The 11,099-nt window shown below is 58.3% G+C and carries 8 protein-coding genes; 6 read left to right on the forward strand and 2 right to left on the reverse strand.

What is annotated here, in order from left to right:
• The 6 genes from ABYO54_RS07640 to ABYO54_RS07665 form a co-directional block, all read left to right on the forward strand.
• The coding region (locus ABYO54_RS07640; RefSeq protein WP_372807658.1) for a sulfatase/phosphatase domain-containing protein at positions 1-1,003 on the forward strand (1,003 nt) is incomplete at its 5' end.
• A 37-nt stretch (positions 1,004-1,040) separates the two neighbouring features.
• The gene (locus tag ABYO54_RS07645; protein WP_372807659.1) at positions 1,041-1,976 is read left to right on the forward strand and encodes a prolyl oligopeptidase family serine peptidase; all 936 of its coding nucleotides are present in this window, start codon (positions 1,041-1,043) and stop codon (positions 1,974-1,976) included.
• Positions 1,973-3,175, forward strand: a complete 1,203-nt coding sequence (locus ABYO54_RS07650; protein ID WP_372807660.1) for a putative glycoside hydrolase — start codon at positions 1,973-1,975, stop codon at positions 3,173-3,175. Before ABYO54_RS07645 ends, ABYO54_RS07650 begins: the two co-directional genes overlap by 4 nt.
• A 147-nt stretch (positions 3,176-3,322) precedes the next feature.
• Positions 3,323-4,246 carry a family 43 glycosylhydrolase gene (locus tag ABYO54_RS07655; protein WP_372807661.1) on the forward strand — a complete coding sequence of 308 codons (924 nt, stop codon included), beginning with the start codon at positions 3,323-3,325 and terminating at the stop codon, positions 4,244-4,246.
• Between the two features lie 65 nt (positions 4,247-4,311).
• Positions 4,312-6,960, forward strand: a complete 2,649-nt coding sequence (locus ABYO54_RS07660) for a glycosyl hydrolase family 95 catalytic domain-containing protein (protein ID WP_372807662.1) — start codon at positions 4,312-4,314, stop codon at positions 6,958-6,960.
• A gap of 145 nt (positions 6,961-7,105) precedes the next feature.
• Positions 7,106-9,262: a right-handed parallel beta-helix repeat-containing protein gene (locus ABYO54_RS07665; protein WP_372807665.1), complete on the forward strand. Its 2,157-nt coding sequence runs from the start codon at positions 7,106-7,108 to the stop codon at positions 9,260-9,262.
• A gap of 28 nt (positions 9,263-9,290) precedes the next feature.
• On the opposite strand, the gene ABYO54_RS07670 is transcribed toward ABYO54_RS07665, so the two are convergent.
• Positions 9,291-9,560, reverse strand: coding sequence for a hypothetical protein (locus ABYO54_RS07670; protein ID WP_372807663.1), 270 nt, complete (start codon positions 9,558-9,560; stop codon positions 9,291-9,293).
• Between the two features lie 70 nt (positions 9,561-9,630).
• Positions 9,631-11,099, reverse strand: a 1,469-nt coding sequence (polA, locus tag ABYO54_RS07675) for a DNA polymerase I (protein WP_372807664.1), incomplete at its 5' end; no start/stop codon positions are given.

An 11,099-nucleotide genomic window follows, 5' to 3' on the forward strand; every position in this document is an offset into this window, starting at 1 on the left:
CGGCTACGACGGCGGCATGCGCGGCATGAAAAACTCGGAATACGAAGACGGCCACCGCGTCCCCTTCATGATCCGCTGGCCCAACGGAAACATCGTCGCCGGCAAATCCATCGAACGCCTCACCGCGCACTTCGATATCCTTCCCACCTTCATCGATCTCTGCGGACTCCAGGCGCCGGAAATCGAATTCGACGGCACCAGCCTGCGCGAGTTGCTCTATGCCGACGGCAAGAACTGGCCGGACCGCGCGCTGGTCGTTGAAACGCAGCGGGTGGTCGATCCCATCAAATGGCGCCGGTGCTCGGTGATGACCGACAAGTGGCGCCTGGTCAACGACGATGACGGCCAGGGCCTGTTCGACATCAAGGCCGATCCGAAGCAAACCACGGACGTCTCGGCCCTCCATCCCGAGGTGGTTGAACGCTTGCGCGGGCATTACGACACGTTCTGGAACGATGTATCGCAGGAGCACGACCTGACCAGCTACATGGTCATTGGATCCGATAAATCGCCGATCGTAAAACTCTCCTCCCACGACTGGCTGATCGATAAGCTGCCGCCGTGGAACCAGGACCACATCAAAAACGGCGATGTGGCCGAAGTCTCGCATTGGGCCATTGAGGTGGACCACGACGGCGAATACGAAATCTCGCTGCGCCGCTGGCCGGTCGAAGCCGACAAGGGCATCAACGACGGCACCTACGGCAAGGCCTTCAACTACCGGCAGGCGCGCATGCGCATCGGCGACATCGACGAGACCAAGGATATTCCGGCAGGCGCCAAGGAGGTCACGTTCAAGGTTACGTTGAAAAAGGGAATCACCAAGCTTGCGCCGGTTTTCATCGGCCCCGAGCTTACCGCCACGCCGTACTACGCCTATGTGACGCATCGGGCCACGCCCGGTTGGCAGACCCCGCAGGGCATGGGCATTCCCGTCTATGATCCGGACTACGGCCGCGTTCCGCCGCAGATCAACAAGAAGAAGGCCAAGGTCATCGAGTAGTCCGCCGGCGAACGCAAAACCTCCGAAGGGAAACGTCATGAAACAGAAGATCGTATTGCTGCTGGGCCTGCTGGCCGGTGTTGCTTGCCGAGGCGAAATCGAGTGGGCCGGGGAAACGGTTGCGGATGTCGCCTATAAGCAGGTCGGGAAGCAGCGGCTCGCGATGGATATCTACATGCCGCCGTCCGGCAAGTCGGAAGCGGCGCCCGTGCTCTATTATGTGCACGGCGGGGGCTGGGCGGCCGGAAGCAAGGACAAGGGCGGCCTTCCGCTGATGCGTCCCGTGTTCCTGCAGGTCGCCGAAAAGGGGGTGGTCTGCGTATCCATCAACTACCGTCTCTTCAACAAAAACAATGGCGTGCGGATGCGCGATTGCGTGACGGATGCCATGGACGGCCTGCGCTTCCTCAAGAAGAATGCGGCGCAGTATGGCATCGATCCGGATCGGATCGTCGTGTGGGGCGACTCCGCCGGGGGGCAGCTTGCGCAGATGCTGGCTTTGGCCGATCCGAAAGTCTTCGTTGGCGACCCGGTGCTGGCGGCATTCGATGTGCGGCCGATCGCGGGCATTTCCTGGTATGGCCCCACCGACTTCACCGACGTGAAACTCTTCACGACCGATCTCGACGACAAGGATCCGGACCGCTTCGGTTTCCGGATCACCGGGCAGGAGGGCGGGTTCGCGAAATTCCCCGAGGCCTACAAGGAGATGAGCCCGTATTTCTGGATCGAGAAAAACAGCCCGCCGTTGCTGCTGATGCAGGGCGATACGGATGCGACGATTCCCTATGCCCATGCCCCGCACCTGAAGGAAAAGGCCGATCGGATCGGGGCCGACGTCGACGTGGTGGTCGTTAAAAACGCCGGGCACAACTGGCGCAAGGCCGGGGGCAACCCGACGCCCGGCGTGGAGGAGATCCAGCGCATGACGGCGGAATACGCGGTGCGGCAACTCGGAGCCAAAGGCAAATGACCGTGACCCGGAATTCCATTTTGGCCGTGGCGTTGGCCGGCCTGTTTGCCGGTCCATTGGTTTCGGAGGGCAAGGTCCGTAGCAGCCGGTTGGACGATCGTTCGTTGCGAATCAGCGACGGGAGTCTTTTCGTGCCCCAGGACTTTTACCCGGAATTCAGCTGGGATGCCACGCCGCGCTATTACATGTTCGGCAACGAGCATCGCTTGCTCACGCCGGAACAAGTCCGCTTCATCGCCGAACGGACGGATTTCCTCTGCATTGAAAAGAAGCATGGATTGAAGGAGCTCGGGGCCGCCGAGCTGGGCGCGAAGCACGAGGCGGCGGCCTTCAAGAAGATCAAGCCCGAGATGAAGGTGCTGTTTTATTTCAACGCCGCCTATGCCTGGCCCTACACCTCCTACAACAAGGCGTTCACCAAGGAGCGGATCGATGCGAATCCAACGTTCAAGAAGTTCCTGGTCCCGCACCCCAAAACGGGGCAGCTGGCCGATCAATTCGGCGCCTTTTGCTTCGATGTGCTGAATCCCGATTTCCGCAAGTGGTGGGTCGATACGGTGGCGAAGGGCGTCCGCGAATCCGGCTGCGACGGCGCCTTCATCGATCAGATGCATGGCAATAGCGATCTGCGCAAAGACAAGACGGCCGCGATCGAAAAGGCCATGGGGGAGATGATGACGGCCCTCAAGAAAAAGCTGGGGCCCGACAAAATCCTGCTGGCGAACAATGCGTATGGCGAGAGTGCCCGATATGTGTATCCCGTGAGCGACGCAATCATGTTCGAGAACTATGCGAACGTGAAATCCAGCAAGGAAAGTTTGCTGTTCGAATGGGATGAAATGCTGCGCAATGCCAAGGCCGGGAAGATTTCCGTCTTCCGCCTCGGCGTCGAGGGCACCGGCCGCCGTAACCTCCAGCCCAATATGCCGGAACTCTCCAAGCAAAAGGAGAAGGTGGAGTTTGCGCTGGCGTGCTATCTGATCGGCGCGCAGCCGTATTCGTATTTTCTGTACAGCTGGGGGTGGAAGGTTTCATCCGGCGCGCTGGTCGACTATCCCGAGTTCAAGAGGCCTCTGGGCCCGCCGAAGGGGGGATACAAGCGAACGACTCCCGATGGCTGGGAGTTCACCCGCGAATTCGAGCACGCGAGTGTTTGGGTGAATACGGAAACCCGGGAAGCCAAAATCATCTGGCGCTAACGATTCAACAGGGTATCAATTTACCGGAGTGGGCAGTATGCATAATTGGAGTCGAGCGATCCGTTGGAGGGCGTGCCTGTCGGCGGCGTTGGCTCTGCCGTCCGTGGTTTTTGCTCAAGAGATTATTTTTGAAACACGAGGACACCGATGAAATACACGCTACATCTATTGATTGCATTGCTCATTTCGTCCGTCGCATCGCTGCAAGCGGCGGAGCGGGCTTCCAATCCGTTCATCAAGCACATGTTTACCGCGGATCCTTCGGCCCATGTCTGGGCGGACGGCCGCCTGTATGTCTACCCGTCAACCGACATCGAAGGGAAAGGCTACGGGGCCATGGACGGGTATCACGTCTTTTCGACCGATGACATGGCCACCTGGACGGACCACGGAGAGATCCTGCATTCGCGGGACGTGGAATGGGGATGGAAAAAGGGGGGCTATATGTGGGCGCCGGACTGCGTCTATAAAGATGGAACCTACTATTTCTATTTTCCGCATAAGAATGCGGAAAAGGTCTGGGAGATCGGTGTGGCCACCAGCAAGAGCCCGGCGTCGGATTTCAAGGTTCAGGGCTTTGTGAAGGGCGGGCGCACCTTCTGCGATCCGTGTGTGTTTATTGACGATGACGGGCAGGCATATCTCTATGCCGTGGTGAACGCAAAAACCTATGCGGCCAAGCTCAAGGACAACATGATGGAAATCGAGGGGGAAATGGTTTTGCAGTCCGTTCTCGAAGGCCACCGCGAAGGGCCTTTCGTCTTCAAGCGCAACGGCATCTATTATATTATCTATCCCAATGGCACGAAGCCCGGAAATGAAATGTGCTATTCGATGGCCAAAAGCCCTTTGGGACCCTGGGAGAGCAATGGTGTTTTCCTTGGCAGCACCGATGTGCTGACCACGCATGGTTCGGTGGTTGAATACAAAGGGCAGTGGTATCTGTTTTATCACAACGGCGCGCTCTCCGGTGGCAAAAACACAAACCGCTCGATCTGCTTCGACAAGGTTACGTTTAATGACGACGGCACGATCAATCGGGTTGAGCAGACGCTCGGTGGGGATCAATAGGGATAATGCATCGGTATCGGATCTGAATGAATTTTACGGAGGAAGTTATGTTGGTACGAAATTATATGACAATTGCTATAGCCACATCTGTACTGACGGGTGTGATTCTCGCTCCGGAGGCCTGCGCGGTGGAGCAGGGCGCTGGATTGATCGCAGACCGGCCGGGCAAGGCGATGCGGCTTTGGTATGACGCACCGGCGCCCGATAGCGATCTGGGCTGGGCCAACGCTTCCATCCCAATGGGCAACGGTTACATGGGGATCAATGTGTTCGGCGGCACGGAGAGCGAGCGCATTCAAATCACGGAAAATAGTCTGTACGACTGGGCGGATAAAAACAGTGGATTCAAACGTCGCGGCGTGAATAACTTTGCCGAGGTCTACATGGATTTCGGCCACACCAAACCCGGCAACTACGCGCGGGAGCTGAACCTGAACGAGGGCGTTTCGCGTGTGCGCTATGAACTGGGCGGTGTAACCTACTCGCGGGAATATTTTACCAGCTATCCTGATAAGGTGATGGTGATCCGCCTGAGCGCATCGAAGAAGGGAGCATTGTCGTTCACCTTGCGCCCGACCATTCCCTTTCTGGGCGATGGCAAGTCCGGAACCGTCTCGGCGAAGGGCGACACCGTCACGCTCTCCGGTGTCATGACGTACTTCAATATCCAGTTCGAAGGCCAGTTCAAGGTCATCCCCAAGGGTGGCAAAATGAAAGCGGGCAACGATACCATCACGGTTTCGGATGCCGACAGTGCCGTCGTTCTGATCGCGGTCGGAACCAACTACCAGTTCGATCCCCAGGTGTTCCTGACCCCCAAGCCCACCGAAAAGCTCAAGGGTTTTCCCCATCCCCACGCCAAGGTTTCCGGCACCATCGCCGATGCTTCGGCGAAATCCTATGAGCAGTTGAAAGCAAACCACCAGGCCGACTACACGGAACTGTACGACCGGGTCAGCCTCGATCTCGGCGCCAAAGAACCGGCGATGACTACCGATAAGCTGGTCGATGCCTACCCGGACGGTGCTTCGAGCCGATACCTCGAAGAACTCGCATTCCAGTACGGGCGCTATATGCTGATCTGCTCTTCAAGGAAGGGGACGCTCCCGCCGCACCTCCAGGGAATCTGGAACGTCTATGCAAGGCCGCCGTGGTCGTCTCAGTACCTGCACGACACGAACGTGCAGATGGCCTACGCTCCGGCTTTCTGCGCCAACCTGCCGGAGCTGTTCGAGTCCTATGCCGACTTCTTCAACATCTTCGTGCATCAGCAACGGCAGTACGCCACCCAATACATCGAGCAATACAACCCGTCGCAGCTCGACCCGAACGGCGACAACGGCTGGTCCGGACCGTTTTGGACCAACCCGTACAATGTGACCGGAAAATCGCCCGTTGCCGGTTTCGGTACGGGTTCCTGGATCGCCCAGATGTTCTGGGATTACTACGACTACACGCGGGATGAATCCCTGCTTGCGGAGACCGTGTATCCCGTGATGTACGAACAGGCCAACTTTGTATCCCGGTTTGTAAAAGAGGTCGACGGCGTCCTGTTGGCCGATCCTTCCTCGTCCCCGGAGCAAAAGCTCCGCAATACGGTGGGCACCACCTTCGACCAGCAGATGTTCTACGAAAACCATCACAACACCCTGACGGCGGCAAAGATTCTGGGCCGTTCCGATAAGCGATTGGATATCTACGAGAAGCAACTCCCGCTTCTCGACCCGATCCAGATCGGCAAATCGGGACAAATTAAGGAATTTCGCCAGGAGGAATACTACTGCGACGCCGACAAAGTCCTTGATCCCCACCATCGGCACACCTCCATGTTGCTCGGAGAGTACCCGGGCCAATTGATCAACGATACGACGCCGGCCTGGCTCGATGCCGTTAAGAAGACGCTGACCTTGCGCACCCGCAAATCCAATATCGGCTGGGCGCGCGCTGAGCGGGTCGCTTTTTGGGCCCGCGTGCATGACGGCGATGAGGCGTATCTCTTCTTTCAGGATTTGCTGGGTGGAAATTTTCTGCACAACCTGTTTAACGATCACCGCGGCGGCCCGCTGTTCCAGGCCGACGCAAACTACGGCGCCACGGCCGGGGTCGCTGAGTTGCTCATGCAGAGCCAGGATCATGTTGTGAGCCCGCTCCCTGCACTGCCTTGCGCTTGGTCGGACGGCAGTTACCGCGGCCTGCTGGCGCGAGGCAACTTCGAGGTCTCCGCGCAGTGGTCCAACGGTCAGGCCAGTCGGGTGGAGGTCGTATCCAACGCAGGTGGAACGCTGGCGTTAAGATATCCCAACGTCGCCAAGGCGGTCATCAAGACCTCCGAAGGTCAGACGGTAGACTTCGTTGCCAAAGGCACCGATCAGGTCAGCATCGAGACCACCAAGGGCCAGATCGTTGTGGTTACCGATATCCCGGCCTGCACGCCTGTTGTCGCGCCCTCGAACCTGAAGGTCGTCAAGGATGTGAAGAGTCAGTTCGAGCTCGCCTGGACCGGCAGTAAGGATGCCGCAACCTACAACCTGTACCGCGCGGTGGGTAACGCACCGGACTATGAACGGATCGCCTCCAACATCAAAGGTACCGGTTTCGTCTACAAAGCCGCGGACCTGAAACAGATCGACCAGATGACCCTGAAGGTTACCACGGTGCGGGCGGATGGACGCGAAAGTCGCGAGGGTGCCACGGCAGTCCGGCTGTTGCACTAAAGCGTAGTGATAAATTCACTCAATATTTTCCCAATGATTGGAAACAATCTGTTTGGTCGTTTGGATGAAGCCGATCGTAAATAATAGGGAAAGGCAGGTTCCGGGGATTGGATAGAATGCCTTTTTTACTGCAAGGATGAAGATGATGAAGATTTTTAATTTGATACTGCCCGGAATGCTGTTGCTGGCCGGGAGCGAGTGTTTCGCCGAAGCACCTAATGCCGATTTCTATATGTCGCCGGAGGGGTCGGACCGCTGGTCCGGCACGTTGGCGGAACCCAATGCGCAGGGAAGCGACGGACCGTTTGCCACGCTGGAACGGGCCCGCGACGCCGTTCGTGTTTTGAAGAAAACGAAGTCGGCGGATATCGACGTGCTGATTCGCGGCGGCAGCTATCGGCTGGACAACACCGTGGTGTTTGGCCTGGAAGACGGCGGGCAGGGCGACCAGAAGATCTCCTATGCCGCCTATCCCGGCGAAACGCCCGTGTTCAGTTCCGGACAGGAAATCAACGGGTGGAAAAAGGCGCAAGCGAACCTGCCCGGACTGCCGATGGTGGCGCGCGGAAAGGTCTGGGAGGCCAAGGTCCCCGATCGCTTCAAAACGCTTTACGATGCCGAGGGCATGCTGCCGCGCGCCCGCTCGGCCGGCTTCATCTCGTTGGACGGCGGCTCGCGCGATCGGCTCCATTTTCCCGAAGGGCGATTGAAGGAGTGGCCGAATGTGGAGGATGTTGAAATCGTGGTTCGCCCCCATCATGCCTGGATCGTGAATATTCTTCCGCTGGCGTCGGTCGATGAAAAGAAAGGGATGGCCAACACGTCGATCCCGGCAACCTATGCCATGAACAAACTACACTTCTTGAAAGACACCGAAAATTGCTGGGTGGAGAACGTGCTGGAAGAACTCGACGAGCCCGGCGAATGGGCGCTGAACACGAAGGAAGGCAAAGTCTATCTTTGGCCGCGCGGCCAGACGCCGGTCCGGTTCCCCCGGTTGATCGAATATATCCGCGTCGAAGGCGATATCGACCTGATGGGGCCGAAGGATGTTCCCGTGCGCAATATTTGCTTCCGGGGGCTCGCCTTCATGCATGGCGACCGCTACACGGTGGCTGAAGACGATGCGGGCATCCAGCACGATTGGGATTTCATGGATAAGGCCAATGCCCTGGTGCGGCTGCGCGGCACCGAGAACTGCACCGTTGAGCAGTGCCACTTTGCCCATAGCGGCAGCAGCGCCATCCGCGTGGATCTGCACGGGCAGCATACCACGGTATCCGGCAACCACATCGAGTACATGGGAGCGGCGGGTATCGTGATTGCGGGCTATGGACCGGGCACAAAGGATGTCAGCAAAAACAACCTCGTCTACAACAACCACGTGCACCATACCGGGCGGATCTATTCGCACGCGGCGGGCATCCTGGTTTGGCAGAGCGGGGAAAACCGCGTGGCGAACAACCTGGTTCACAACACGCCCTACACCGGAATTATCCTCTCGGGATGCATGACCGATTTCTTTGCTAAGCGGGGCCGGGAACTCGGCAGAACCCTCCGGCTCGATGAAATCGGCAACTTGCCGAAAAAACCCGGCATCGAAGACGTCCGCCCCTTCCTCCATTCCCGCGGCAACCTGATCGAATACAACGAGATTCACCATGCCATGGAAATGCTGGGCGACGGCAACGCCTTCTACATTCGGGGCGCCGGGGCCGGAAACGTTTTCCGCCGCAACTATGTGCACCATCTGGTTGCGCCGATGATCATGCAATGCGCGATCCGCACGGATGGCGGTCAAATGGATACGCTCTTCGCCGAGAACCTGATCTACCAATGCACTTCGCAGGGGATCATGATGAAGCTGAACACCCGCGTTGAGAACAACATCGTGGCGGATATCATCGCCCCGCCGCGCGGCTACTACCTGGCCGTGCGCGAAGGTCCCCTCACCGGCGGCTCCATCCAGCGAAACATCTTTTATTCGTCCGGCAAGGAATGTGTCTTCATTGACGAGCTGGAGGCAAAAGGCGGCACTTCCGAGGACCGCAGAGGCCGGACCGTCGCCCGGTCGAAGGATGCCGACACCGACTACAACATTTACTTTTGCAAGGCGGACCCGTCGCTGGGGAAAGCGATGCTGGAAAAGCAACGCGCCGATGGCGTGGACCAAAACAGCCTCGCAGTCGATCCGCTCTTCGTCGATCCGCAAAACGGCGACTTCCGCTTCAAACCCAACTCGCCGGCGCTGAAAATGGGCATTGTCCCGTTCGACATGTCGAAGGTCGGTTTGCGGAACTGATCAACAATACCTGGTTGATCCTGATTCGTTATTTTTGTTCGGTCGGGGCATCGTCCGTGGTGCCCTGTTTTTTCTTCCGTTTTGCTTCCTGCTTCTTTTTCTTCGCGATCTCTTTTTGACGTTTTTCGTATGAATAATTCGGTTTGGCCATCATTGCTCCTAATAAGTTGAAACGCTTTATAGCGCATGCGGGCGCCATCCCTCGCACCAAAAAACGAACCGATCCGGTTCCGCCCCGATTTCGTCCCTCATTTTCAGTGCCGTTTTTATGGGGTCGGGTGCGGGTGTAGCTCCGCATTCCGATGCGGAGAACTCACCGGATTTGGAATCCGGCGCCACGCAAAAGCATCCGCCCCTTCGCGGTGGTATTAGTGCGCTTCGAGCCAGTTGGCTCCGGTGCCGGACTCGACGAGGATCGGGATTTCCATGGGGATGGCGGATTTCATCTTTTGCTCGATGAGCGGAATGAGCGCGGCGGCTTCGTCCTTCGCCAAATCGAAGACGAGTTCGTCGTGCACCTGCAAGAGAAGCCGGGTTTTGGCGTTGCGCTCGTCGAGTGCTTTCTGGATGGCGATCATGGCGATCTTGATCATGTCGGCCGCGGTGCCTTGGATGGGGGCATTGATGGCGTTGCGCTCGGCGCCGGAGCGGACCATCTGGTTGCGGGCGTTGATGTCGCGGATGTAGCGGCGACGGCCCGTGATGGTTTCGACGTATTCGTTTTTCTGCGCAAACGCGATGGTGGAGTCGAGGTAGTCCTGCACGCCCGGATAGTTGGCGCGGTATTGATCGATGATCTCCTGCGCCTCCTTGCGCGGAATGCCGAGGCGTTGCGCGAGGCCGAAGGCGGAGATGCCGTAGATGATGCCGAAGTTGACCATCTTCGCTTTGGAGCGCATTTCGCGGGTGACGTCGTCCTTCGCGACGCCGAAGACGCGGGCGGCGGTGGCGGTGTGGATGTCTTCGCCGTGGATGAAGGCATCGCGCAGACCGGCGTCGCCGGAGAGCTCGGCCATGATGCGCAGCTCGATCTGGGAATAGTCGCAGGCGAGCAGGGTGAAGCCTTCCGCCGGAATGAAGGCGCGGCGGATCTCGCGGCCCTCCTCGGTGCGGATCGGAATGTTCTGGATGTTGGGATTCACGGAGGAAAGGCGCCCGGTGGTGGTGATGGCCTGGCTGAAGGTGGTATGCACGCGCCCGGTTCCTTCGAACACCTCTCGGGGCAGGGCATCGACATAGGTGCTCTTGAGTTTCGTGAGCCCGCGGTAGTCGAGCATCTTCCGGACAATCTCGTGTTCGGTCGCCAGCTCGGAAAGCACCTCTTCGTCGGTTTTGTATTGGCCGGTTTTGGTCTTCTTCGGCTTGTCGACGAGTTGAAGCACGTCGAACAAGACCTCGCCCACCTGCTTGGGCGAGTTGAGGTTGAACTCCATGCCGGCCATGGTGTAGATCGATTTTTCCAGCGCTTCGATCTTGGCGGCGAGCGCCTCGGAATACGCCGCGAGGGCGGGGACATCGAGGTTGATGCCGTTGTATTCCATCTGCGCGAGAACCGGCATGAGCGGGGTTTCGATTTCGTAGAAAACGCGTTCCTGGCCACGCTCCTTGAGCATGGGCTTGAGTTTGTGCCAGAGCTGCAACGTGATGTCGGCGTCCTCCGCGCCATACTCGCAGAGCACATCGACATCGACCTCGCGCAACGTTTTTTGCGCGCTCTTCTTTTCGCCGATGAGCGCGGTGATCGGCACGGGAGAATAATCAAGCAGCGCCTCGGCCATATGGTCCATGTTGTGGCGCTGGTCGGGGTCGATGAGATAATGCGCAAGCATGGTATCAA

The organism is Pontiella sp. (assembly GCF_041622395.1).
Classification (GTDB): domain Bacteria; phylum Verrucomicrobiota; class Kiritimatiellia; order Kiritimatiellales; family Pontiellaceae; genus Pontiella.

Coding starts and splice junctions, on each gene's coding strand:
- ABYO54_RS07645 (WP_372807659.1), top strand. CDS start 1,041: ATGAAACAGAAGATCGTATTGCTGCTGGGCCTGCTGGCCGGTGTTGCT.
- ABYO54_RS07650 (WP_372807660.1), top strand. CDS start 1,973: ATGACCGTGACCCGGAATTCCATTTTGGCCGTGGCGTTGGCCGGCCTG.
- ABYO54_RS07655 (WP_372807661.1), top strand. CDS start 3,323: ATGAAATACACGCTACATCTATTGATTGCATTGCTCATTTCGTCCGTC.
- ABYO54_RS07660 (WP_372807662.1), top strand. CDS start 4,312: ATGACAATTGCTATAGCCACATCTGTACTGACGGGTGTGATTCTCGCT.
- ABYO54_RS07665 (WP_372807665.1), top strand. CDS start 7,106: ATGAAGATTTTTAATTTGATACTGCCCGGAATGCTGTTGCTGGCCGGG.
- ABYO54_RS07670 (WP_372807663.1), bottom strand. CDS start 9,560: ATGCGGAGCTACACCCGCACCCGACCCCATAAAAACGGCACTGAAAAT.